29 protein-coding genes are annotated in these 23,509 nt (G+C 66.5%); 13 read left to right on the plus strand and 16 right to left on the minus strand.

Features of this window, described 5'->3' with window-relative positions; genetic code table 11:
- Positions 1-44: 44 nt before the first annotated feature.
- From NJQ44_RS11585 to NJQ44_RS11600, 4 genes are all read left to right on the plus strand, one after another.
- A complete protein-coding gene (locus NJQ44_RS11585; RefSeq protein WP_254271507.1) occupies positions 45-584 on the plus strand; it encodes a protein-tyrosine phosphatase family protein in 540 nt (179 codons plus the stop codon).
- A gap of 48 nt (positions 585-632) precedes the next feature.
- Positions 633-1,856, plus strand: a complete 1,224-nt coding sequence (locus tag NJQ44_RS11590) for an HD domain-containing protein (protein ID WP_254271508.1) — start codon at positions 633-635, stop codon at positions 1,854-1,856.
- A 21-nt stretch (positions 1,857-1,877) separates the two neighbouring features.
- Positions 1,878-2,894, plus strand: a complete 1,017-nt coding sequence (locus NJQ44_RS11595; protein ID WP_254271509.1) for an amidohydrolase family protein — start codon at positions 1,878-1,880, stop codon at positions 2,892-2,894.
- 73 nt (positions 2,895-2,967) lie between these two features.
- Entirely contained in the window at positions 2,968-3,450 is a 483-nt protein-coding gene (locus NJQ44_RS11600) for a universal stress protein (protein ID WP_254271510.1), read from the plus strand.
- On the opposite strand, the gene NJQ44_RS11605 is transcribed toward NJQ44_RS11600, so the two are convergent.
- The 4 genes from NJQ44_RS11605 to NJQ44_RS11620 all read right to left on the minus strand — a co-directional run bounded on the left by NJQ44_RS11605 (position 3,447) and on the right by NJQ44_RS11620 (position 8,306).
- Positions 3,447-4,454 (minus strand): biotin--[acetyl-CoA-carboxylase] ligase, encoded by a 1,008-nt coding sequence (locus tag NJQ44_RS11605; RefSeq protein WP_254271511.1) that lies wholly within the window; start codon positions 4,452-4,454, stop codon positions 3,447-3,449. The two genes, NJQ44_RS11600 and NJQ44_RS11605, sit on opposite strands and share 4 nt — an antisense overlap.
- A gap of 43 nt (positions 4,455-4,497) precedes the next feature.
- Entirely contained in the window at positions 4,498-6,345 is a 1,848-nt protein-coding gene (locus NJQ44_RS11610; protein ID WP_254271512.1) for an acetyl-CoA carboxylase biotin carboxylase subunit, read from the minus strand.
- 105 nt (positions 6,346-6,450) lie between these two features.
- Positions 6,451-6,753 (minus strand): DUF8022 family protein, encoded by a 303-nt coding sequence (locus NJQ44_RS11615; RefSeq protein ID WP_254271513.1) that lies wholly within the window; start codon positions 6,751-6,753, stop codon positions 6,451-6,453.
- 2 nt (positions 6,754-6,755) lie between these two features.
- On the minus strand, positions 6,756-8,306 hold the full coding sequence (locus NJQ44_RS11620; RefSeq protein WP_254271514.1) for an acyl-CoA carboxylase subunit beta: 1,551 nt from the start codon (positions 8,304-8,306) through the stop codon (positions 6,756-6,758).
- A gap of 145 nt (positions 8,307-8,451) precedes the next feature.
- Here NJQ44_RS11620 and NJQ44_RS11625 point away from each other — a divergent pair, with 145 nt between their 5' ends.
- Positions 8,452-9,075 (plus strand): uracil-DNA glycosylase family protein, encoded by a 624-nt coding sequence (locus NJQ44_RS11625; protein WP_254271515.1) that lies wholly within the window; start codon positions 8,452-8,454, stop codon positions 9,073-9,075.
- Here the strand turns inward: NJQ44_RS11625 and NJQ44_RS11630 are convergent, their stop codons facing one another.
- Positions 9,076-9,861, minus strand: coding sequence for a helix-turn-helix transcriptional regulator (locus NJQ44_RS11630; RefSeq protein WP_254271516.1), 786 nt, complete (start codon positions 9,859-9,861; stop codon positions 9,076-9,078).
- Between the two features lie 226 nt (positions 9,862-10,087).
- Between NJQ44_RS11630 and NJQ44_RS11635 the strand changes: the two genes are divergently transcribed.
- Together NJQ44_RS11635 and NJQ44_RS11640 are read left to right on the plus strand one after the other, a co-directional pair.
- Positions 10,088-11,065 carry a DMT family transporter gene (locus NJQ44_RS11635; protein ID WP_254271517.1) on the plus strand — a complete coding sequence of 326 codons (978 nt, stop codon included), beginning with the start codon at positions 10,088-10,090 and terminating at the stop codon, positions 11,063-11,065.
- A 45-nt stretch (positions 11,066-11,110) separates the two neighbouring features.
- Positions 11,111-11,557, plus strand: coding sequence for a DUF555 domain-containing protein (locus NJQ44_RS11640; RefSeq protein ID WP_254271518.1), 447 nt, complete (start codon positions 11,111-11,113; stop codon positions 11,555-11,557).
- A 71-nt stretch (positions 11,558-11,628) separates the two neighbouring features.
- Here NJQ44_RS11640 and NJQ44_RS11645 read toward each other — a convergent pair whose 3' ends face one another.
- Complete coding sequence (locus NJQ44_RS11645; RefSeq protein ID WP_254271519.1) at positions 11,629-11,865, minus strand: UPF0058 family protein; 237 nt, start codon at positions 11,863-11,865, stop codon at positions 11,629-11,631.
- A 184-nt stretch (positions 11,866-12,049) separates the two neighbouring features.
- Here NJQ44_RS11645 and NJQ44_RS11650 point away from each other — a divergent pair, with 184 nt between their 5' ends.
- A complete protein-coding gene (locus tag NJQ44_RS11650) occupies positions 12,050-12,454 on the plus strand; it encodes a translation initiation factor IF-2 subunit beta (RefSeq protein WP_254271520.1) in 405 nt (134 codons plus the stop codon).
- A 9-nt stretch (positions 12,455-12,463) separates the two neighbouring features.
- On the opposite strand, the gene NJQ44_RS11655 is transcribed toward NJQ44_RS11650, so the two are convergent.
- From NJQ44_RS11655 to NJQ44_RS11680, 6 genes are all read right to left on the minus strand, one after another.
- Positions 12,464-12,643: a DUF7836 family putative zinc-binding protein gene (locus NJQ44_RS11655; protein WP_254271521.1), complete on the minus strand. Its 180-nt coding sequence runs from the start codon at positions 12,641-12,643 to the stop codon at positions 12,464-12,466.
- 92 nt (positions 12,644-12,735) lie between these two features.
- Positions 12,736-13,707 carry a transcription initiation factor IIB gene (locus tag NJQ44_RS11660; protein WP_254271522.1) on the minus strand — a complete coding sequence of 324 codons (972 nt, stop codon included), beginning with the start codon at positions 13,705-13,707 and terminating at the stop codon, positions 12,736-12,738.
- Positions 13,708-13,879: 172 nt separating this feature from the next.
- Positions 13,880-14,008, minus strand: a complete 129-nt coding sequence (locus NJQ44_RS11665) for a PGF-CTERM sorting domain-containing protein (RefSeq protein ID WP_254271523.1) — start codon at positions 14,006-14,008, stop codon at positions 13,880-13,882.
- Positions 14,009-14,076: 68 nt separating this feature from the next.
- Entirely contained in the window at positions 14,077-14,382 is a 306-nt protein-coding gene (locus tag NJQ44_RS11670) for a DUF8036 family membrane protein (protein ID WP_254271524.1), read from the minus strand.
- A 54-nt stretch (positions 14,383-14,436) separates the two neighbouring features.
- Entirely contained in the window at positions 14,437-14,712 is a 276-nt protein-coding gene (locus NJQ44_RS11675) for an ArsR/SmtB family transcription factor (RefSeq protein ID WP_254271525.1), read from the minus strand.
- Between the two features lie 58 nt (positions 14,713-14,770).
- Complete coding sequence (locus tag NJQ44_RS11680) at positions 14,771-15,055, minus strand: DUF357 domain-containing protein (RefSeq protein ID WP_254271526.1); 285 nt, start codon at positions 15,053-15,055, stop codon at positions 14,771-14,773.
- Between the two features lie 103 nt (positions 15,056-15,158).
- On the opposite strand from NJQ44_RS11680, the gene NJQ44_RS11685 reads away from it, so the two are divergent.
- Positions 15,159-16,211 carry an NAD(P)/FAD-dependent oxidoreductase gene (locus tag NJQ44_RS11685; protein ID WP_254271527.1) on the plus strand — a complete coding sequence of 351 codons (1,053 nt, stop codon included), beginning with the start codon at positions 15,159-15,161 and terminating at the stop codon, positions 16,209-16,211.
- Between the two features lie 107 nt (positions 16,212-16,318).
- Complete coding sequence (locus NJQ44_RS11690; protein WP_254271528.1) at positions 16,319-16,606, plus strand: DUF7545 family protein; 288 nt, start codon at positions 16,319-16,321, stop codon at positions 16,604-16,606.
- 12 nt (positions 16,607-16,618) lie between these two features.
- Here the strand turns inward: NJQ44_RS11690 and NJQ44_RS11695 are convergent, their stop codons facing one another.
- Together NJQ44_RS11695 and NJQ44_RS11700 are read right to left on the minus strand one after the other, a co-directional pair.
- Positions 16,619-17,284, minus strand: a complete 666-nt coding sequence (locus tag NJQ44_RS11695) for a 2,5-diamino-6-(ribosylamino)-4(3H)-pyrimidinone 5'-phosphate reductase (protein ID WP_254271529.1) — start codon at positions 17,282-17,284, stop codon at positions 16,619-16,621.
- A 47-nt stretch (positions 17,285-17,331) separates the two neighbouring features.
- A complete protein-coding gene (locus NJQ44_RS11700) occupies positions 17,332-17,790 on the minus strand; it encodes a hypothetical protein (protein ID WP_254271530.1) in 459 nt (152 codons plus the stop codon).
- Between the two features lie 225 nt (positions 17,791-18,015).
- On the opposite strand from NJQ44_RS11700, the gene NJQ44_RS11705 reads away from it, so the two are divergent.
- Genes NJQ44_RS11705 through NJQ44_RS11715 form a run of 3 tightly spaced genes read left to right on the plus strand, consistent with a single transcriptional unit; the run spans position 18,016 to position 21,783 of the window.
- Complete coding sequence (locus NJQ44_RS11705) at positions 18,016-19,302, plus strand: Single-stranded DNA binding protein (protein WP_254271531.1); 1,287 nt, start codon at positions 18,016-18,018, stop codon at positions 19,300-19,302.
- A complete protein-coding gene (locus NJQ44_RS11710) occupies positions 19,299-20,993 on the plus strand; it encodes a hypothetical protein (protein ID WP_254271532.1) in 1,695 nt (564 codons plus the stop codon). The genes NJQ44_RS11705 and NJQ44_RS11710 overlap by 4 nt, the downstream gene beginning before the upstream one ends.
- Positions 20,994-21,033: 40 nt before the next feature.
- On the plus strand, positions 21,034-21,783 hold the full coding sequence (locus NJQ44_RS11715; RefSeq protein WP_254271533.1) for a metallophosphoesterase: 750 nt from the start codon (positions 21,034-21,036) through the stop codon (positions 21,781-21,783).
- A gap of 5 nt (positions 21,784-21,788) precedes the next feature.
- Here the strand turns inward: NJQ44_RS11715 and NJQ44_RS11720 are convergent, their stop codons facing one another.
- Together NJQ44_RS11720 and NJQ44_RS11725 are read right to left on the minus strand one after the other, a co-directional pair.
- The gene (locus NJQ44_RS11720; protein ID WP_254271534.1) at positions 21,789-22,634 is read right to left on the minus strand and encodes a class 1 fructose-bisphosphatase; all 846 of its coding nucleotides are present in this window, start codon (positions 22,632-22,634) and stop codon (positions 21,789-21,791) included.
- Positions 22,635-22,703: 69 nt separating this feature from the next.
- The gene (locus tag NJQ44_RS11725; protein ID WP_254271535.1) at positions 22,704-23,474 is read right to left on the minus strand and encodes a creatininase family protein; all 771 of its coding nucleotides are present in this window, start codon (positions 23,472-23,474) and stop codon (positions 22,704-22,706) included.
- Positions 23,475-23,509: the final 35 nt, after the last annotated feature.

The following is a 23,509-nucleotide window of genomic DNA, read 5'->3' on the forward strand; positions in this document are numbered from 1 at the left end:
GACACTCAAGACGGTGGACGGTGAGAACTATTTAGATAGGTGACATGCGCACCGTGAACGCACACCGGTTTGCACCGGCCGCACCAGACGAGGAGTACGTCTATGGTGCCTGTACGCCGGGCTGGCACACCGCTGCCGACCACGAGACGGCTATCGACGACTGGATAGCCGCGATGTGCGAGGCGAGTATCGAACGCGTTTGCTGTCTCCTGCCGGGTCGGCAACTGGACCGGAGCGGCGCGAACCTCGACCGCTACCGAACCGCGTTCGGCGAATCGAACGTTCGCCACGCCCCGGTTCCCGACCACCACCTCGTCCCCGAGTCCCGCCTCCACGGCGAGATACTGCCGTTCCTCGCCGACGCGCGAGACGCGGAAGAACCGGTCGTCGTCCACTGTCTGGCCGGAATCGGTCGAACCGGACAGGTGCTCGCGGCGTGGCTCATCTACAACCGCGACTACGGCCCGGACGAGGCTATCGAGACAGTCCGGGACGTGGGCCGCGCCCCGGCGGACCCCGTCGACTGTGGGAACGCCACGGAGCAAGAGCTATTCGACCTGCTCAGTTCGGTCGCTCGACTGTGAAGCGGGCGGCAGTACCGTTTTGCCGGTGGCCCGCCAATTTCGTCTCAGATGACCACGATAAAGGACAGCGTCCACGACCACATCGCGGTCGAAGGCGTGGCCGAGGCGCTGTTGGAGACGCCCCCCGTCCAGCGTCTCCGTCACGTGAAGCAGTTGGGGACGGTGACGATGGTGTATCCCTCCGCCAACCACACCCGCTTCGAGCACTCGCTGGGCGTCTACCACCTCGCCAACCGGGCGCTGTCCCACCTCGGTATCGAGGGTCAGCAAGCCGAACGCGTCCGCGCCGCGGCCCTCCTCCACGACGTGGGCCACTCCCCGTATAGCCACAACGTCGAGGAAGTCGTCTACCGCGAGACGGGGAAGTACCACGACGACGTACACGAACTGCTCGACACCGGCGAGGTGGCCCGCGTCCTGACCGACCACGGCCTCAACACCGACAGGGTCGCCGACATGGTCGCGGGCGACGGCGAACTCGGCCAACTCGTCTCCGGCGAACTCGACGTGGACCGGATGGACTATCTGGTGCGCGACGCCCACCACACCGGCGTTCCGTACGGCACTATCGACACCGAACGACTGGTCCGGGAACTGCGCTTCGTCGACGGCGAACTCGTCCTGGACGAGGGCAACGTCCAGACCGCCGAGTCTCTCCTCCTCGCACGCGCGCTGATGAATCCGACCGTCTATCAGCACCACGTCGCCCGCATCGCGAAGTCCATGCTCCGGCGCGGGACCGAGCGATTGCTGGCGGCGACGAACTTCACCGCATCGGACCTGCGGCGCTGGGACGACAGCGACCTCCTCGTTCGGTTGCGCCAGTGCGACGAGACCGACCAGTTCGCGCGGCGACTCACCCGACGCGACCTGTTCAAGCGGGCCGTCTGGGCCGAGTGGACCGCCGTCCCCGACGAGTTGCTGGAAGCGGACCACCGCGACGTGCGGGCGATGGAGTACAGCATCGCCGATGCCGCGGGCGTCGACGCCGACGCCATCATCCTCGACATCCCCTCGGAACCGAGCATGACCGAATCGAGCAGTCGCGTCCTCGTCAACGGCGAGGTGCGCCGCCTCGGCGAGCAGTCGACCCTCGTCAACGCCATCCGCGCCGCCCAACGGGACCAGTGGCGTCTCGGTGTCTACGCTCCCGAATCGAAGCGCGAGCAAGTCGGCGACGCCGCCATCCGCGAACTCGGTCTCGACCTCGACGGCGCTCGGGTGCGCGAGGTACGCCCCGGCGTCCACGCGACCCTCGATGAATTTAACTGAGCGTCGCGTCGACCTGAGTGCATGATTGTCGAGGGCACGATTCTGCGCGGACGCGCGTTCGAACCCATCGAAGGCCGGGTCGTCGTCGAGAACGGCGAGATTGCCGCCGTCGAGGAAGACAGCGTCGACAGCGACGCCATCGTCTGTCCCGCGTTCGTCAACGCCCACACCCACATCGGCGACTCCATCGCCAAAGAGGCCGGAGAGGGCCTCACGCTCGAAGAACTGGTCGCACCGCCGGACGGCTTGAAACATCGCCTCCTCCGCGAAGCGGACCGCGAGGAACTCGTCGCGGCGATGGTGCGGTCGCTGTCGTTCATGAAGCGCTCGGGCACCGGGACGTTCGTCGAGTTCCGCGAAGGCGGCGTCGAAGGCGTGCGCGCCATCCGCGCGGCCCTCGCCGATTCCCCGCTTCAGAGCGTCGTCCTGGGCCGCGAGACGACCGACGCGATGGAGATAGCCGACGGCTTCGGCGCGAGCGGAGCCAACGACGCCGAGTTCCAGCAGGAGCGACGGGCCACCCGCGACGCCCGCAAACTGTTCGGCATCCACGCCGGGGAAGTCGACAGTTCCGACATCAACCCCGCCTTGGACCTCGACCCCGACTTTCTGGTCCACATGGTCCACGCCGAATCGCTCCACTTCGAACGCGTCGAGGACAGCGAGATACCGGTCGCCGTGTGCCCCCGTTCGAACCTCGTCACCGGCGTCGGCCGCCCTCCCGTCGAGGAACTGATGAAACGTACCACGGTCGCTCTCGGCACGGACAACGTCTTCCTGAACAGCCCCTCCATGTTCCGCGAGATGGAGTTCACCGCGAAACTGTACGACATCTCGGCCCGCGACGTGCTCCGGATGGCGACGGTCAACGGGGCCGAACTCGCCGGTCTCGACTGCGGCCTCGTCGAAGAAGGTCGCCCCGCCCGACTCCTCGTCCTCGACGGCGACTCCGACAACCTCGCGGGCGCGAAAAACGCCATCCGGGCCGTCGTCCGCCGGGCGGGGACTGACGACGTGGAACAGGTCATCCTCCCCTGACCCGCCGTGGCTAATTTTGTCGCGTGTTATCACGCCACAAACAACTAAGCTATCGGCCATCCAAGGTGATGGCATGTACCACCGGATACTGGTACCCACAGACGGGTCCGAGAGCATGCGTGGCGTCGTGGCTCACGCCATCGAACTCGCGACGGTCCACGGGGCCGAGATACACGGCCTCTACGTCGTCGATACCGGACGGTACGCCACGCTCCCCGTCGAGACGACGTGGGACGGCGTCACCGAGATGCTCCGCGAGGAGGGCGAACAGTCGCTGGAGAGCATCGAACGGATGGCCGCGGACGCGGACATCCCCGTCGAGACGGCCATCGTCGAAGGGGGACCGAGCAACGAGATAGTCGAGTACGCTCGCGAGCACGACTGCGACACCATCGTCATGGGCACCCACGGCCGGGGCGGCATCGACCGTCTGTTGCTCGGGAGCGTCGCCGAACGCGTCGTCAGAACGTCGCCCGTTCCCGTCGTGACGATGCCCGTCAGCGACGTGCCCCTCGAACCACCCGAGGGCGAACCGCAGACCCGCCTGCCGAACTAGTCGTCAGCGACCGGGCGGAGGTGTTCGCAGTCCCCCGCCGAGACGGTCACCTGTCCGTCGCCGGTATCCACGACGAGACTCCCCGGGAACTGGACGTCGACGGCCGTTCCCTCCACGACGCCGCCGGGCGTCTCGACTCGCACCTCTTTGCCGAGCGTCGTCGCGTACTCGCGCCACGCGTCGAGCACCGAGTCGACGTCCTGGGATAACTCATCGAACGTCTCGACGAGACGCTGTACGAACACTCGCCGGTCGACAGGGGCCCCCCGCACGGCCTCCAGACTCGTCGGATTTGCCGCCGACGGCAGCGAGGCGAGGTCGACGTTCGCGTTGACGCCGATGCCCACGACGACCCACGAGACGCGGTCCGCCTCGCCCTCCATCTCGGTCAAGATGCCGACGAGTTTCCGCTCCTCGCCCTCGTCCCCGGCGGTCACCACCACGTCGTCATCTTCCCCGGACGACGTGCCCTCGCTCGCAACGCTCACGAGGACGTCGTTGGGCCACTTGATGGTCGCTTCGACCCCCGCCTCGCGGGCGGCCCGCGCCACGGCGACGGCGGCCGCCAGCGTGAACACCGGCGCGTGGGCCATCGGCACGTCGGGGCGGAACAGCAGCGAGAGCCAGATACCGCCGCTGGGCGAGGCCCACTCGCGGTCCAGTCGGCCGCGCCCGCCGGTCTGCTCGTCGGCGAGGACGACCACGTTCTCTGCCCCTTCGGCCGCGAGTTCCCGGGCGCGAGCGTTCGTGCTCGGGATGCTGTCGTGGTACTCCACGGTGTAGGGCGCGTCGAGGCCGTACTCGACGGCCGGGCCGCCGAACTCGGGGACGGCCGAAAGCGTATAGCCGTCGTCGCCGCTGGTGACTTCGAACCCCGCGTCGCGCAGGGCCTCGACGTGCTTCCAGACCGCCGACCGGGAGATGCCCAACTCGTCGGCCAGCGTCGGCCCCGAGACGGGGCCGTCGGCGAGCGCATCCAGGACTCGATGGCGTGTCTCGTTCATGAACAGCGGTTCGACGGCGACGGTGAAAAAGGCGTCAGTCGCGTCAGGCAGAGCCGATGACGAACAGCAAGTCGCCCATGTCCACGGAGTCGCCCTCGCCGATGGCTATCTCGTTGATGACGCCGCCGCGTTCGGCGACGATGTCGTTCTCCATCTTCATCGCTTCCAGCACGCAGAGCACGTCGCCGGACTCGATTTCGTCGCCTTCGTCGACGTTCACTTCGAGGATGGTTCCCTGCATCTCGGCGGTGACCTCCTGCCCTTCGGCGCTGGACCCGCCACCACCGCCGCCGGAGTCGCCGCTCGTGGGTCGCTGGGGACGGTCACCCCCGCCGCTGGCGTCCACGTCGCCGACGTTGATGGGCGGTGCGCCGCGCTCTTCGAGTTCCACGTCGAAGCGCTTGCCGTTGACCTCGACGGTGAACTCGCGTTCGGTGACTTCCTCGTCGTCCGCCTCGTCGCTCTCGGTGACGCTCCCCCACTTCTCTTGGGCCTCCTCGATACGGGACTTCTCCAGCGTCTCGTCGAGGTACTTCGTGGTGTGTGTCGAGGCGACGAACTCCTCGTCGGTGAGCATCAGCCTGTGGAACGGGATGACCGTCGGGAAGCCCTCGACTTCGAACTCCGCGAGGGCGCGCTGACCGCGCTTGATGACCTCGTCGCGGTCCGACCCGTGAACGATGAGTTTCGCTATCATGGAGTCGTAGTCGGTCACCAGGTCGTCGCCCTGCCGCAGGGCGTCGTCCATCCGGACGCCGATACCGCCCGGCGGGTCGTACGTCTCCAAGGACCCGCTGTTGGCCGGGGCGAAGTCCTTGGCCGCGTTCTCGGCGTTGATGCGGAACTCCATCGCGTGGCCGTCGATTTCCACGTCGTCCTGTTCGAAGGTGAGTTCCTCGTCCTGTGCGACCCGCAGTTGCCACTTCACGATGTCGATGCCCGTAATCTCCTCCGTGACGCAGTGTTCGACCTGAATCCGGGTGTTCACTTCGAGGAAGTAGAAGTTCGCGTCCGGCCCCAGCACCTCACCGGCCTCGCGGTCCGGGTCCTCCTCGACGAGGAACTCGACGGTCCCGGCGTTGTAGTAGTCGGCCTCTCGCACACCGCGGCGCGCGGCTTCGCCGATTTTCTCGCGAAGTTCGTCCGAAAGCGCCGCCGATGGCCCCTCCTCGATGACCTTCTGGTGGCGGCGCTGGAGCGAACAGTCGCGTTCGCCGAGGTGGCGGACGTTCCCCTGATGGTCGGCGATAATCTGGATTTCGATGTGGCGCGGGTTCTCGAGATAGCGTTCGAGGTAGACCGAGTCGTTGGAGAAGTACGCCTCGCCCTCTCGTTTGGCGGATTCGAGTTGCTCCTCGGCCTCGTCGGGGCCGTGGACGATTTTCATCCCGCGGCCGCCGCCGCCACCCTCGGCCTTGATAGCGACCGGGAAGCCGTTCTCGTCGCCGAAGTCGATGACCTCTTGTGGGTCCTCGACGGGGTCCGTCGTCCCGGGGACGATGGGCACGTCGGCCGACTGCATGATTTTGCGGGCCTTCGTCTTCTCGCCGAGTTTCTCCATGGCGTCGCCCTCCGGGCCGACCCACGTCACGCCCTCCGTATTCTCGACTTTCCGGGCGAAATCCGCGTTCTCAGCGAGGAACCCGTAGCCGGGGTGGATAGCGTCGGCGTCGGCCTGCTTGGCGGCGTCGACAATCGCGTCCTGGTCCAGATAGGAGTCCGCCGCTCTCGCCGGTCCCACGTTGTACGCCTCGTCGGCGTAGCGAACGTGCCCCCCGTGTTTGTCGGCCTCAGAATAGACTGCCACCGTGTCGATTCCCAACTCCTCGCACGCGCGCATGACGCGCACCGCGATTTCTCCACGGTTGGCGACGAGCACCTTATCGAACATATCCCCTCATACCGAGAGTTGCCCTATAAAACTATGCGGAATGTCGCATCGATGGAACGAACGACGACGCCGTCGGTGACCCACGACGGAATCGAGCGTGGGCGGTCACATCCAGTCGGTTCGTCCGGCCGCGCTCCACGGGTCCGTCGGCGCGTCTTTGTGGACGCGGACGTGGCGTTTCTGCGTCTCGTCGACCCGGCCCGAGAAGGACCACTCTTTGCCGTCCCACGTCGCCTCATCGGCGGCCGCGGCAACGGCGGCCGCTGCCGCCGCGCGCTCTCGGTCCGTGAGGTGTGCGCCGATGGCGACGGCGATGGCCGCCGCCTCCGACGCGGAGGCGTTGGGGAGTTGGTCGAGTACCTCGGCGAGCAACGCGTCGTCGACTGTCGCTGCGGTGTCTGCGGCCATCGTTACAGTGGGATGTTTCCGTGTTTGCGGTCGGGTTGGTCTTTTCGCTTCCCGCGCAGGAGGTCCAAGTCCTCGATGAGACGGGGGCGCGTGTCCTGCGGTTCGATCACGTCGTCGACGAAGCCGCGTTCGGCCGCCGTATAGGGGTTGGCGAAGGCGTCGCGGTACTCGTCGATGAGTTGCTGGCGGCGCGCTTCCACGTCCTCGGCCGTCGTCAGTTCGTCGTCGTAGAGGACGTTCACCGCGCCCTGTGGTCCCATCACGGCGATTTCGGCGGTGGGCCACGCGTAGTTCACGTCCGCGCCGATGTGCTTCGACGCCATCACGTCGTAGGCCCCGCCGTAGGCCTTACGCGTGATGACGGTCAGGAGCGGAACCGTGGCTTCGGAGTAGGCATAGAGGAGTTTCGCGCCGTGGTTGATGATGGCGTTGCGCTCCTGGTCTTTCCCGGGCATGAACCCGGGCACGTCGACGAACGTGACGATGGGGATGTTGAACGCGTCACAGAAGCGGACGAAGCGCGCGCCCTTCCGCGAGGCGTCGATGTCCAGCGTCCCGGCGTTCACTCGCGGTTGATTGCCGACGACGCCCACCGAGTGCCCGTCGAGTCGGGCGAACCCGGTGACGATGTTGCGGGCGAACCCCTCGGCCACCTCGAAGAAGGAGTCCCTGTCGAGGACGCCGTCGATGACGTCCAGCATGTCGTACGGTTTCTGTGGCTGGTCGGGCACCGTCTCGATGAGGCCCTCGTCGCGCCGGTCGGGGTCGTCCCACGAGTCGACGCTCGGTGGGTCTTGGACGTTGTTCTGCGGCAGGAACGAGAGGAGATAGCGGATGTCGTCCATCGCGTCCTTCTCGTCGGCGGCGGTGAAGTGCGCGACGCCGGATTCGGTGGCGTGGGTCTGTGCCCCGCCCAACTCGTCGAACCCGACTTCCTCGCCCGTGACCGTCTCGATGACGTCCGGGCCGGTGATGAACATGTGGCTCGTCTCCTCGACCATGTAGACGAAGTCCGTGATGGCGGGCGAGTACACCGCGCCGCCAGCACACGGCCCCATGATGGCCGAAATCTGCGGGACGACGCCGCTGGCCTGTTGGTTGCGGTGGAAGATGTCCGCGTATCCGGCGAGCGAGTCGATGCCCTCCTGGATACGCGCGCCCGCCGAGTCGTTCAGGCCGATGATGGGCGCGCCGTTCTCGATGGCCTTGTCCATCACCTTACACACCTTCTGGGCGAACGCCTCGCCGAGCGACCCGCCGAAGACGGTGAAGTCGTGGGCGAAGACGTAGACGCGTTCGCCGTTGACCTCCCCGTAGCCGACGACGACGCCGTCCCCGGGGACGTGCTTCTCGTCCATGTCGAAGTTGGTCGAGCGGTGTTCCCGCAGGGCGTCGATTTCGACGAACGTGTCGTCGTCGAGGAAGTAATCGATTCGCTCGCGGGCGGTGAGTTTTCCCTTCTCGTGTTGGGACTCGATGCGGTCTTCGCCCCCGCCGCGTTCGGCTTCCGCCTTCCGCTCACGGAGGTCGTCGACGCGGTCCTCGTGGTTCACGCGACATCACGGCTCCCGGACCAGAGCATATCCGAGTCGTTGCGTGCATCCGAGAAAAGCGTTGCCCGACGGCCGGACCGGGCGCGGCGTCGACCGCGCGTCACAGACCGTCGGAGTTTTGCCACCCCTCTGCCTTGAGACGCCCGTGAAAAACATCACGGCTACGCAGCACAACCCGTTTGGCTTCGACCCGCCGTGTGAGCCGTTCGTTCCGGGGTACGGTGACGCCAACGCAGACTTCCACGTCATCGGCGACAACCCCACCGTCCACGGAGGCAGCGAGTCGGGCATCCCCTTCACGGGGACCCCTGCCGCCGAACGACTCCAGCGAGCGCTCGTCGCGGGCGGCCTCCTCGAAGAGGCGGGGACGCCACCGACCGTCGACAAGACGTACCTCTCGTACCTGTTCATGTGCGGCGGCCAGACACCGACCGAGGATGACTACCGGGACCACGAACCCATGTTCGACACCGAGGTTCGGGCCATCACGTCTCACGTCCTGTTCCCCGTCGGCGAGCGAGCGACGAAGCACGTCTTCGCCAACATGACGCCCGAACACCCCGACACGGTCGACATGGCGGCACTCCACGCGACAGAGGTCCGGGGGAGCGGGTGGCTGGTCTACCCCGTCAAAGACCCCGCGGAGTGGACCGACGACGACGAGGACACACTCGTCGCGGCGCTGACGGCACTGCTCCAAACGGACTACCGACAAGAGGCGGAACTGGGGCGATTCCTGCCCGGCGACGCGCTCTGGCGGGTCCGGTAATCAGGCCAGCGAGTCGCGGTCCAGCGGCGTCGACGCGTCCCAGTAGGCGTCGAAGCGCGCCATCGCCCACGACCTGACCGCGGGGCTGTCGGTGTCGACCGACGCCTGCAACACCCCGCGGTCGTCGCGGACGAGGAGGTTCACCACGTCGTCGACGACAGTCACCGCCAGCGGGATGTCGTCGTCGTACACCCGGATTGCCGCGCTCTCGGCGTCGACCAGCGACCGGAGACGATTCTTGAGCGGCGCTTCCGCGGCGAGTGCGTCGACTGCGGTCCGAGACAGCACGGCCCGGAACCGCTGGTCGTCCGTTCGGTCGGCGGCCACCGAGAGGCTCTGGTCGTTGAACGCGTGCGAGAACGCCGTCACTTCGTCCGCATCGCGCATGAGCGCCAACAGTCGCTGGAGCGGCGCGTTCGGATGGGTCTGGGAGGGCGTCGTGATGGTCGCATCGGCGAGATGTCGGAGGTCGAAGTCCATCGCCTCGGTCGGCAGAAACGGGACGATATCGCGGAGTTCGCGTTCCGTCTCCAGAATCGAGAGGAGGTCACCGAACCCCTCGGCGACGAGTTCCCCCGTCGCCGTCGCGACGTAGCCCCCTTCGGCCCGTCGGACCCACCGCCGGTCCTCGAAGTCGCTCAGGATGCGTCCGAGCGTGGCCTGCGAGGCCCCCGTCACGTCGGCGAGTTCCCGCCGCGTGTGTCGGCCCGCCGCCAGTCGTTTCAGCACCGTCACGCGGTTTGGCGAGAGCGCGAGGAACTCGATGTCGGCCAGTGCTGACTCCATACTCGCCGTTGGGCGACCCCACACAAACCGGTTTCGGGTCGTGAAACTATTTCACGCCGTGAAAGGCGCCGCCAACGTGTCGCGGTTTTCCCGTCGTGTAAGGATTTCTGAACGAGATTATACCCGTCTGTCTCGTACTCCGAAGTACGATGATACGGTATCTCTCTCCGCTTCTTCGCGGATTCCTCGCACCGCCGATATCGGTACGTGAGGTGTTCCGCTACTGATGGTGTCACGACGAGAACTCGTGTTCGGCGTCGCCGCCAGTCTGCTGTTCGGCGGCACGTTCGTCGCGGCGAAGGCCGGACTCGACTACATCCCGCCGCTCCTGTTCGTCGCGTTGCGCTTCGACGTGGCGGCGATTGTGCTGTTCGGCTACGTGGTCCTCACCCGCTCGCGCGAGGAGTTACTCCCGCGGAGTCGCGGTGACGTGGTCGGCATCCTCGCGACCGGTCTGCTGGCGCTCGGGCTGACGAACGCGCTGTTGTTCGTCGGTCAGCAGGACGCGTCGAGCGCCGTCGGCGCTATCGTGTTCAGCCTCAACCCCGTGCTGACCCCCGTCTTCGCGGCGCTCCTCCTGGCCGACGAGCGCCTGTCCGCTCGCGGAGCGACGGGCCTGCTCGTCGCCCTCCTCGGCGTCGCACTGGTGGTCGACCCCGACCCGTCTATGCTGTCGGCTGGCGGCGGGAAGGCGCTCCTCTTCGCCGGTGCCGTCACCGGTGCCCTCGGAAGCGTGCTCGTCCGCTGGAGTTCGGGGACGCTGTCGAGTACCGTCCGGACCGCGTGGGGACTTCCGTTCGGCGCGGCGCTGACCCACGCGCTCAGTTGGACCGCCGGGGAATCGCCCGCCGCTGTGGCGTGGACCCCCGTTGCGCTCGCGGCGCTCCTCTACGTCGGCGTCTTCGCCGGGGCAATCGCCTACGTGGCGTACTTCGGCCTCCTGGACGACGTGGGCGCGACCAACGCGAACCTCGTGTTCTACGTCGTCCCCGTCGTCTCGACGGTGGCCGGGTGGGCACTGCTGAACGAAGCCATCTCGGAGCTGACCGTCCTCGGCTTCCTGACCGTATTCGTCGGTTTCGTGATACTGGGCGGCGAGTCCCTCCCGCGCCCGGACTGGGCGTCTCTACCCAGCGAATCGCCGTCGATTTCGACGGACAGGCTCGGCGTCGGCGAGGAAGCGACCGGCTTTGAGTCTGATTGAACCTTCAGGCCAACCTTCATTATATAGGCTCACAAACACTCTCGTATGGACTGCAGAGTTGTCGTCGAGGCAGCCGTCCCCGTCTACGACGTGGGCACGGCGGACGAGGCCGTACGGATTGCCATCTCGAAGACGGGCGAGATGCTCAATCCCGACCTCAACTACGTCGAGATAAACATGGGCGAGCGGAGTTGCCCTCACTGCGGCGAAGAACTCGAACCGGCGTTCATCGCCGCCGACGAGAGCCTCGTGGCACTCGAACTCGAAATGACGGTGTTCAACGTCGAGCGAAACGAGCACGCGGCCCGCATCGCCCGCAAGGAAATCGGTCAGCGACTGACGAACATCCCGCTCGAAGTGCTCGAAATCGAACGCCTCGAAGACGAAGACGAGGACGAGGACGACGAGGCAGAGACGACGGCGGCCGACGCGGATAGCGAGGAATCGGACGACGACATCTTACCGGAGTTCGAGGAGCTCATCGACGAGTAGCGGGCGCGGCCGTCCAACGAATGCGAGCGCTGTGGCTCGTGGTCGTCACTTATGGAGGAGTGGGGAAGGATTCAGTCCGCGGCGGCAGAAACAGGTTCTTTCTCGTCAGCAGTCATCTCCGAGGTGATTCCGTCGGCGATGGCGAAGACAGCGGCCTTGTGGTCCGTCTTCGACTTGTGGATGGATGTCGGCTTGACACCGAGTTCGGCGTACTCGTCGTGTTCGACGGTGGAGCCGGATTCTTGTTCGTAGTGATCCTGTACCTGTGCAAGCAGGCCGTGAAGATGGATGAGCTCCTGCTTCTTCATGGTCACCCGAGTCTAGTAGGTAGAGGGTTATAGTATTACTCTGAAAGTGGTTAACACACGACCCGGGGATGATAAAACGTGTACGACAGCCCCCGTCCGGCCCGAATAGCCATCGAGACGTGCCAGCAGTGACCACGGCCGTCGGCCTGAAAGATTTTTGCCGTCGGACCGACCACACCGTGATATGGACTACGACGATATGCTCGATCGGGCCGACGAGCAGACCCCGGAGATTTCGGGAACCTCCGAGCGGTTCGAGGTCCCGGACCCGGAGACGCGGACGGAGGGGAACGCGACGGTCGTCGAGAACTTTCAGGCGATCTGCGACCGGCTCAACCGCGACCCCGACCACGTCCTCCAGTTCATCCAGACGGAAGTCGGGACGAGCGCCCACATCGACGAGCGCGGCCGCGCCCGCCTCAAGGGGTCGTTCGGCGCGGACCGACTCGCCGACGTGCTGGACGCGTATCTCGACGAGTTCGTGCTGTGTCCGGAGTGTGGCCTCCCCGACACCCGTCTCGAACGCGAGGGAGACGCCGTGCTCCTCCGCTGTGAGGCCTGTGGTGCCCGGTCGCCGACCGGGGAGTAGGACGAGTCCTTACTGTAACCCCTTCAGGGTCTGCAAGTCGCGGTCCGTGCGCGTGAACTCCGCGAGCCGTCTGCTCGCGTGGCAGTTCGGACAGTGAAATAGCGTATCGTGTGTCGGTAGGTCGCTCGGCGTCGACTCCCAATCTTTCGTGCATTCAGGACAGAGTAACCGAACGTACGCTTCTTCCATGTGTGGTATTGACACACAGCGACACCAGAAAAAGATTGCCTTCGCCCCAGTCTACTGCCTCTGCTTTCGGCGCACGGGCTTCCTGACCGCGCTCAGGCCGGTACGTCCTCGGCTTCGAGGAGTTCCTTGTACCGGTTGCGGATAGTGACCTCCGAGATATTGGCGACTTCGCCGACTTCGCTCTGGGTCACCTTCTCGTTGGTGAGGAGGGCCGCCGCGTACACCGCGGCCGCCGCGAGACCGACCGGCGACTTCCCGGAGAGGAGTCCGGCCCGACGCGCCTTGTCGATGAGTTCGCGGGCCTGTCGTTCCGTCTCGTCGGACAGTTCGAGGTCCGAAACGAATCGCGGGACGTACTGCTCGGGGTCCGCGGGTTGGACTTCGAGGTTCAGTTCCCGGACGATGTAGCGGTAGGTCCGCGTGAGTTCCATCTTGTCGACCCGTGAGACGACGGCCATCTCGTCGAGCGACCGGGGACTCCCGGCCATCCGGGCGGAGGCGTACAGCGCCGACGTGGCGACGCCCTCGATGGACCGTCCGGGGAGGAGGTCCTCGTCCAGCGCACGGCGATAGATGACGCTGGCCGTCTCGCGGACGTTCTGCGGGAGGCCGAGCGCAGACGCCATGCGGTCGATTTCGCCGAGCGCCTGCTTCAGGTTGCGCTCTTTGGAGTCGCGAGTGCGGAAGCGCTCGTTCCACGTGCGCAGGCGTTGCATCTTCTGGCGCTGGCGCGACGACAGCGACCGCCCGTAGGCGTCCTTGTTCTGCCACCCGATGTTGGTCGAGAGGCCGCGGTCGTGCATCATGTTCGTCGTCGGCGCGCCGACGCGGGACTTCTGGTCACGCTCCGAGGAATCGAAGGCGCGCCACTCCGGCCCGCGGTCGATGCTGTCTTCCTCGATGACGAGACCGCAGTCTCGACAGACCGTCTCGCCGTGCTCCGTGTCTGTGGTGACGTCGCCGCCACACTCCGGACAGACGTCTTCTCGTTCCGTCGTCTGCTCTTCGATTTCGCTCTCCTGCGTTCGTTCTCTGGTACTTTCGTGGACTGGTGATTCACTCATGATGGGGATGGTCCCGGGTTGCCGGGTGCGTAATTTATAAACGCCCTTGCCGAAGCGCTCGTTACCAATAGTAAGTCCGACAACTATTTAAATGTTTCCCCAACTCTAGCCCAAAATCGACAGACAACGACAGGACACGTGGTATCATGTCGCAAAAGAGAGATACTTATAGCTACCGGCGGCTGGCGATGAACGCGACAGCGAGTAGCGCGAGCAGTGCCACCACCGCGGTGAATCCGGGCCCCGACCCACCGGTCGTCACCTCCGTCTCGCCGTCCGCGGCCGGTATCGCGATGGTCACGTCCGCGACGGCTGACGAGATGAAGTCCGGTCACCGAAGAGACTCAAAACGTACATTTCAGTCGCTCGTCAGTCCCACGTTACCCACGCCAGCACCGCCAGCCCCACCGTTTCGAGGACGTGCAGGACGACCATCGCCTGCCACGCCGGGTCGGGGACCGCGGTGCTGAACCAGTCCGCGAGAAGCGGGTCCAGCAGGTAGAAGTACAGGGCGAACGCGTTCTCGCCGAACAGGAACACCCCGAACAGCAGGAGACCCAGCGTGTGTTTCGACCGTATCTGCACGTAGTTCCGCCCCCAAACAGCGACCAACACGACCAGTAAGGCCATGTTGAGGGCGACGGCGACACGGGCGACGTCAATCCAACCGACCATTGTTCACTCCTTCCAGACTCCGGCGGATATACTCTTTCCCAAATTCAACCAGACTCACTCTGCGGCCTCCATTATCTCCTCGACTGTGTCCCAGTAGTTCCGGACGCGGTCGGAGGGGAGGTAGACGGCCCCGTAGTCGTCGCCGCTGTCGACGACGATGTCGTTGTCGGCGAGCACGTCCAGATGATGCCGGACCGTCTTGTAGTCCAAATCGAGGTTCTCGGACAGTTTGTTGGCGTTTCGAGGCCGCTCGTCCAACGCCTTGAGGATGCGGATGCGGTTCGCTCCGCCCCGCGTACTCGTCAAGACGTACCACAGCACGGCCTCCATCGTCGGGGTAGACTCGGGGCCGATACGTAAGCCCACCGCAAGGTTGCGTACACGACCGTCACTGCGTGAAGAGATGCCCCTCTGTGGGCACGTCGAACAGGCCGATTCGCGCGCCCGCGTCCAGCCACGCGTGCCCGTAGGAGAACGACGCCAGCGCGTTCACGAGGTCGTCGTCGTCGCGGAAGTGTCGCCCGTCGTCCAGATACGCCGATGCCATCTCCTCGCAGTCGAGAGCGGCGTCGTGCATCGGCGTTCCCTCTGGCGGGGCGATTTCGGCGGCGTCCAGCGCCTCGGCCAGCAGTCCCTCGTAGCGGTCGGTCTTCTCGTGGATGTCGGCGGCCATACCCGACCGGAGCGACGGCGGCGGCGTAAACGTGTCGGGGGCCACTGCACGCGCTCGACACGACAGCGCAAGGTAAATACGCCACTGCGGAGTAACACGAGTAATGACAGACGCCGAGGAACACCGCCGACTCATCGTCGCGGGAACGGGTATCGCCGGACTGACGGCGGCCATCTACGCCGCCCGGTCGAACAACGACCCCCTCGTCCTCGAAGGGGACGAACCGGGCGGGCAGTTGACGCTGACCAGCGAAGTCGAGAACTACCCCGGGTTCCCCGAGGGAATCTCCGGCCCGGACCTCATCAACAAGATGAAAGAGCAGGCCGAGCAGTTCGGCTCCGACCTGAAACACGGCATCGTGGAGTCCGTAGACGACAGCGAGCGCCCGTTCCGGGTCGAACTCTCGAACGGCGACGTGTACACGACCGACGCCTTCGTCGCCGCCTCGGGGGCCAGCGCTCGGACGCTGGGCGTCCCCGGCGAGGACGAACTGATGGGCTACGGCATCTCGACGTGTGCGACCTGTGACGGCGCGTTCTTCCGCGGCGAGGACATGCTGGTCGTCGGCGGCGGTGATGCCGCGATGGAGGAGGCACACTTCCTCACGAAGTTCGCCGACACGGTGTACATCGCCCACCGCCGCGAGGAGTTCCGCGCCGAGGACTACTGGATAGACAAGGTCCAGAAGAAGGTCGACGCGGGCGAAATCGAAATCATGCGCAACACCGAGGTGCTGGAGATGCACGGCTCTCCCGAGGAGGGCGTCGACCACGTCACCCTCGCACGGAACGAGTCGGGCTACCCCAGCGAGAACCTCGACGACGAGGGGACGGAGGTGTTCGACTTCGACGTGGGCGCGGTGTTCGTCGCCATCGGCCACACGCCGAACACGGACTACCTCGAAGACACCGGCGTCGAACTCGACGAGACGGGCTACATCGTGACGAAAGGCGGGAAGGGCGCGAACCAGACGGCCACCGACGTCGACGGTCTGTTCGGCGCTGGCGACGTGGTGGACTACCACTACCAGCAGGCGGTCACCGCCGCCGGGATGGGCTGTCAGGCCGCCATCGACGCCGACGACTACCTCGAAGACCTCGCCGAAGCGGAGAGCGAGGCCGAATCCGAGGCCGCCCCCGAAGCCGCGGACGACTGAGGACGAAACTCACAGAGCGGCCCGCGAACCGATAGCCGACCGACGCAGCCAGTTTTCTCACGCACGAACCCGATAGACCCTTCCGTCGGGTCGACGAAAGGGGTGCTATGGCTGACGACACCGTCACCCTGACCATCGAGAGCGACGACGCGAGCGACGAACTCACCGTGCCGACGGAACTGCTGGACATGCTCCGCGAGGAGGCCGACGAGTCGGACCCTCAAGTCGTCGGCGACATCGCCATGTTCGGACTGGCCCAGCGCATCCACGGCGCGGTCCACCACAGTCAGGGCGAACCCGCCGAGGAAATCGCCGACCTCGAATCGCTCACGCTCGACCTCTTCGAGGAGCGGTTCGGCGCTTCCTTCGGCGAACTGACCGGCCACGACCACTAAACGAACCGCGCGCTATTCTTCGACCGACCACGTCAACAGGACGCCGTCGTCCAGACGCTCGACATCTCGGAGTTCGAGCGCCGGGAAGTCCTCGACGAACCCCTCGCCGTCGGCGAGCGTCGGCGCGTCCCTCCCGCCCAGTATCTTCGGCCCGACGAACACAGAGAGTTCGTCGACCAGGCCCTCCTCGAACAGGCCGAAGATGAGTTCGCCGCCGCCTTCGACCATCAACTGGTCGATGCCCTCGCCTTCGAGTTTCGCCAGCACCGTCCGCAGGTCGACCCGGTCCTCCCCGGCGGCGATGACGTACGCGCCCGTCTCCTCCATCTGTTCGATGAAGTCCGGCGGCGCGGCCTCGCTGACCAACAGATACGTCTCCGCCGAGTCGTCGAGAATCCGGGCGTCCGGCGGCGTCCGGACCCGGGAATCGGCGACGACGCGGGCCGGGTTCGGGGAGTCGCCGCGTTCGCGCCGGGCGGCCCGTCGTTCGGGGTCGTCGACGGTCAGCGACGGGTCGTCGGCCAACACCGTGCCGACGCCGACCATGACCGCGTCGCTGTCGGCCCGCAACTGGTCGACCCGGTCGAAGTCCTCCGGGCCGGAGATAGCGATTTGTTCGCGCCGCCGCGAGGAGAGTTTGCCGTCGGCGCTCATCGCGGCGTTGACAACCACGTGCATACCACGGGCCAAGCGAGTGGGGGAAAAACGGGTTTCGGTTCACCCCGTCACGAGGAGTCCGAGTCCGGCTTGCGCGCGAGTTTGTTGACGTCGAGCGACTTCGTCTGCCCGGCCGCCGTCCGGAGTTTGAGCGTCGTCCCGTCGATGAGCAGTTCGTCCACGTCGAGCGTCGTCTCGCTGGTCCAACCGCGCAACCGGACCATCCCGGCCTCGTCTATCTCGATGAACGTCCGCGGTTTCTTCGATGCCCCCATCGTCCAGGTTTCGCCCCCGATAGAGAGTTCCTGCCCGCCGCGTTTCGCCCAGCGGAACACGCAGGCGTGCTGCTGTCGCGGTTCGTCGCCCCTGTCGTGGTCGACGCGAGACCACGTCTCGTAGTCGACACCGAACTGCGCCGCCCACAGTTCCAGATACTCGAAGTCGAACCGCTTCTTGCCGTCGTCGTCGCGGCCGCTCCGCCAGATGACGTGCGAGTTCGACGGCTTGGAGCCGAAGATACCGGCCACGCTATCGCACGACCCCCGTAGCGGCCGCAGTCGGCGCCACTCGCGTCGGTCGCGACCCCGCGAACCACACGCTCGGTCCGTCGACTCTGGTTCCGAAGTGGCCCACCACGTCCTGAATCATTCGGGCTGTCGCAATTAAGCGTACCGCGACTTGTGTCCCGAGTGACGGATAGACTCAGAGCGCCCCACAAACCCTTTTCTCCACCCCCCTCGAACGACTCCCTGATGTCTCTCGAAGACCATGCCGAGGAGCTCGCCTCCGACCTCGGCGTCGACAAAGCGGAGGTCAAACGCGACCTAGAGAACCTCGTCAACTACTCCGTGCCGATGGACGAGGCCAAGCAGAGCCTCAGACGGAAGTACGGCGACGGCAGTTCCGGCGGCGGTGGTGACGGCACGCCGTCGAGTAAGGCCATCAGCGAGGTGTCGACCGACGACTCGAACGTGACGGTCACCGCCGTCGTCCGCACGTCTGGTCGCCGGTCCATCCAGTACAACGGCGAGGAACACGTCATCCGCGAGGGCGAACTCGCCGACGAATCGGGCACCATCTCTTACACCGCGTGGGACGGCTTCGACGCCGACCTCGAACCCGGACAGACGGTGCAGTTCGGGAACGCCGGTGTCCGCGAGTGGGACGGCAAGCCCGAACTCAACCTCGGACAGAGCACCCAGGCCACCGTCGTGGACGAGACGCTCGATATCGACGTGGCCGTGGGCGGCGAGTCCCGCCTCGCGGACCTCGAACCCGGCGACCGGGGCATCACCGTCGAGGTGCAGATACTCGAGTGCGAGGAGAAGGTCATCGACGGCCGCAACGGCGAGACGACCATCCTGAGCGGCGTCATCGGCGACGACTCGGGCCGCCTCCCCTTCACCGACTGGGAGCCACACGACGGCATCGAACCCGGCGCGTCCGTCCGCATCGAGGAGACGTTCGTCCGCGAGTTCCGCGGCGCGCCGTCGGTCAACGTCTCGGAGTTCTCGACGGTGACGCCGCTGTCCGAGTCGGTCGCCGTGACCGAGGACGCTCCGCGGCTGTCGATTCGGGAGGCCGTCGAGAGCGGCGGCCAGTTCGACGTGGAACTGGTCGGCAACGTCATCCAGATTCGTGACGGCTCCGGCCTCATCGAACGCTGTCCCGAGTGCAGTCGGGTCGTCCAGAACGGCCAGTGTCGCTCTCACGGGGCCGTCGAGGGCGAAGACGACCTGCGGACGAAGGCCATCTTGGACGACGGGACGGCGACGGTCACCGCCATCCTCGGCGCGGACCTCACCGCCGAAATCTACGGCGGCGACTTGGACGACGCCCGCGAACACGCTCGCGACGCGATGGACAAGGAAGTCGTCGCCGACCGCATCGCCGAGCGAGTGGTCGGCCGCGAGTACGTCGTCCGCGGGTCGCTGTCGGTCGACGAGTACGGCGCGAACCTCAACGCCAGCGAGTTCGACGAGGCCGACGACGACCCCGCCGACCGCGCCGCCGCCCTCATCGAGGAGGTCGAGGCATGAGCGAGTCCGAGGACAGCGGACCGGGACGCCGCGAGGTGGCCCACCGCCTGTTCGCCGCGGAGTTCGACGACTCGGACTTCTCGTACTCCGAATCCGACGAGGAGCGTGCCCCGAACTACGTCGTGACGCCGACCGGCGCGCGCGTCAACCGGATGTTCGTCGTCGGTGTCCTCACCGAAATCGAGAACGTGAACGAGGAGGTCCTGCGGGCGCGCATCGTCGACCCGACCGGCCCCTTCGTCGTCTACGCCGGGCAGTACCAACCCGACGCGTTGGCGTTCCTCGAAGCCGCGACGCCGCCGCTGTTCGTCGCGGTCACCGGGAAGGCCCGAACCTTCGAACCGGAAGACGGCGACCGGGTGTTCACCTCTATCCGGCCGGAGTCCATCAGTGAGGTCGACGCCGAGACGCGCGACCGCTGGGTGGTCCAGGCCGCAGAGCAGACCGTCGCCCGCGTCGGCGCGATGGCGGGCGCGAAACAGTCGGCCCTCACCGGCGACGAACTCCACGCCTCGCTGGTCGAGTCGGGCGTCGAGGAGAGTCTCGCCGCCGGAATCACGCTCGCGTTGGACCACTACGGGACGACGGGTGACTACTTACAGGCGGTTCGCGACCTGTCGCTCGACGCCGCCCGCGTCGTCTCCGGTGACCTCGACGAAGCGGGGTCGCTGTCGCTGTCGCCCGGCGAGGGCGGCGACGACCCGCTGGCGCTGCTGGCGGACCGCGACGTGAGCGCCGCCGACGCCGCCTCAGCCGCGGACACCGAACAATCGGAGACCGAGGCGGACGCCGAGTCACCGTCCACGGCAGAGACGGCGACCGAACCCGCCGCTGAGTCGACGACTGAACCGGAATCAGCGCCGGTGCCAGAGTCAGAACCCGAACCGTCGTCCGAACCGGAAACGGAGACCGAATCGACGACGGCCGAGCAGACCGCGACAGAGACGGAGAGCGTCGGGACGGCCGACGCCACCGCCGACGCGGGCGAGACGGTCGCGCCGACCGAGACACAGACCGAGACGGCCTCGGCGTCGAGCGAGAACCTCACCGCGGACGACGAACTCGGCGACTTCGACGCTGGCGGCGTCGGCGACGAGGACGGAGACGAGGGCGGCGCGGACGACGGGGACGAGGTGGACGACTTCGACGGCGAGTTCGAACTCGACGACGACGAGCGCGAGGAGATAGAACAGGAGTACGGGACCGACTTCCAGACCGGTACCGAAGTCGACGACCCCGGCGAGGCCGACATCGAGACGCCGGACCCCGACGAGTTGGCCGAGGCGACCGACGCTGGCGCGCCCGCGGGGGCCGCCGACGCGGACACGGCCACCGACGCGGGCGGTGCGCCCGTCGGCGACGAGTCGGTCGAACCCGACGCCGCGGCGGCCACCAGCGACGCGCCCGTCGAGACGCCGGAGACGGCAACCGAGGAAGCCGCCGACGAGACGACGCCCGAAGCCGGGGCCGACGAGGCCGCCGAACCCGCCGAGGACGTGGACCTCGAAGACGCGGTCATGGAGGCCATGAAAGAACTCAACGACGGCGGCGGCGCGGACCGCGAGGCTGTCCGCGAGACGGTCGTCGAACGGTACGGGGCCGATTCGGACGCCGTCGAGGACGCGATTCAGGACGCGCTGATGGGCGGGCGCTGTTACGAACCCGACGACGGCAAACTCACGCCCATCTGAGGCGGGCCGCTTTTCTCCCGTCGTCGCCAACCCGACAGCGATGCGTGTCGAACCGGTCCCGGGCGAACCCGCCGCCACCGTCCGCGCCGACGGGAACCGTCTGTTAGTCCTCGCAGACTACCACGCGGGCCTCGAAGCAGGCCTGCGCTACGAGGGCGTAGAGCTCCAGTCGGCCGCCGAGCGCCGCCGCGAGCGAGTGCTGGCCCTACTGAACCGGACCGGCGCGGACCGCCTCGTCGTCCTCGGTGACCTCGGCCACGCCATCGGCGACCCGTTCGACGACGAGCGCGAGGAGTTGGCGGCCCTGTTCGACGCCGTCGACGTGCCCGTGACGCTCGTGAAGGGCAACCACGACGGCGACTTGGAGAGCGTGTTCGAGGCCTTTGGCGTCGACGTGACGATGACGCCGGGCCACGGGGTCCGCCTCGGCGAAGTGGGATTCGTCCACGGCCACACGTGGCCGTCGCCGGACGTGCTGACGGCGGAGGTAGTCTGTATGGGCCACGAGCACCCCGTGGTCCGTCTGGAGGACGAGGTGGGCGGGACGCGAAAGGAGCGGACGTGGCTCCGCGGGTCGCTCGTCGCCGACCCTTTTACCGACCACTACGGGCACGACGTGGCGCCGACGGCCGACCTCGTCGTCTTCCCGGCGTTCAACGACCGCTCGGGCGGAACGTGGGTCAACGTCGACGGGCAGGACTTTCTCGCACCGTTCCTCCCCGACGGGATGACCGGAACGGAGGCGTTCTTACTCGATGGAACGCGCCTCGGGCAGTACCGCCGAGTCTGAGAGAACTACTCCGCCAGCGCGGCTTCGAGTCTGTCGACGAGTTCCGTGTTGCCGAGATACGTCGGCGTCCGGCCGTGGAGGCCGTCCGGGTCCACGTCGAGTAGCGACTGCTGGCCGTCCGACGAGCCACCACCGGCCGCCTCGACGAGGTACGCCAGCGGCGCGGCCTCGAAGTGGACGCGCAGTTTCCCGCCGGGATACGTCTCCGTGGCCGGGTAGCCAAAGAGGCCGCCGTACTCCAAGACCTGCGCGAGGTCCGCGACGGTCGCACCGCCGTACCGGAGTTTCAGTTCACGGGCGAGTTGCTGGGCGAACTCGTTGACCCGGTCGGTGCGCTCGCCCGTCTTGCCCGCGATGCCGACGACGGTGGCTTCCTCGGGGAGCGTGAACGTCCCCCAGCGCTCGCTGTAGCCGTCCCGGAGGAGGTACTCTTGGACCACGTCGCGGTCCTCGCGAGCGACGGTCATCGTGGTGTACGGGCCGTACAGCACCATCATCGAGGCGACCATGTCACGGCCCGTCGCCGGGAGGTCCGAGTCGTAGACGCCGACGATAGTGCCGACGGAGTTGTTCGAGGCGAGATTGGCCGACCCGTCCAGCGGGTCGATGGCGACGGTGTACCCCTCGCCGCAGTCGACCACGTCCTCTCGCTCCTCGCTCGCGTAGCCGCCGACGCCGTCGACGTAGCTGAGCGCGTCCCAGAACAGGTCGTCCGCCCACACGTCGCCGCCGACCTGTTGCTCGCCGCTGGGGTTCTCTGTTCCCGACCGGTTGGCGTAGTTGGCGAGGTTGCTCCGGAGGTAATGGGCGGTGTCTTTCACCGCGCGTTCGATGTCGTCCAGCGTGTTCATCGCTCGGCCCTCGCTCGGTCCGCGCTCGTGTGCATGTCACCGAGAGGTCGAACGCCCACCGACATAAGGTTAGACGTGTCCCTTCGGTAGCAGGTCGTCGAACCGCTGGTCGTCCAGCCAGTCACAGAGCCGACAGAGATGGTCGAGCGCTGCCGCGAACAGTTCCGCGCCCGCGTCGGCGGAGGCGTCGGTCTGGTCGCCGAAGACGCCGTTGTCCGTGGTGTCGATTGCATCGTAGAAGGTGCGAGCGCCGTGGACGCGGCCGGTCGTTTCGTCGAACTCGGCCAGTCCCCCGTCGCGAGCGTCCGCGATACGGTCCTCGTGGACCAGTTCGGGCGCGAGGTGCTGGATGAGGGCCGTCTCTTTCGGCCCGCCGTGCGGTCCGGGCGTCTCGAACAGTTCCTCGATGCGCTCGATGATGCTCTCGTCCCACATCCACTCGATGGCGTACATCGTCCCGTCGTCGCGGAGACGACGGCCCACTTCCCGCAGGTGTTCGACGTTACCGCCGTGGGCGTTGACGTAGACGACGCGGTCGATGCCGTGTGACGCGAGGTTCCGAGTGACGCTCTCGACGTAGTCCCGGAACGCGGGCGCGTCGGCCCACATCGTGCCGTGGAACTGCCGGTGGTGGGAACTCACGCCGATATTGACTGTCGGCGTACAGAGATAGCCCGTCTCTTCGGCGGCGGCGCGGGCCAACGACTCGGCGATGATGTGGTCGGTTCCCTCCGGGAGGTGCGGCCCGTGCTGTTCGGTCGACCCGAGCGGAACCAGCGCGAGCGACTCCGACTCGAAGTACGATTCGAGGTCCGGCCACGCCTCGTCGGCGAGATACATACGTCACGTCCGTTCGGGACGCCCTTCAACGTACC

The organism is Haloarcula marina, assembly GCF_024218775.1.
GTDB classification, from domain to species: domain Archaea; phylum Halobacteriota; class Halobacteria; order Halobacteriales; family Haloarculaceae; genus Haloarcula; species Haloarcula marina.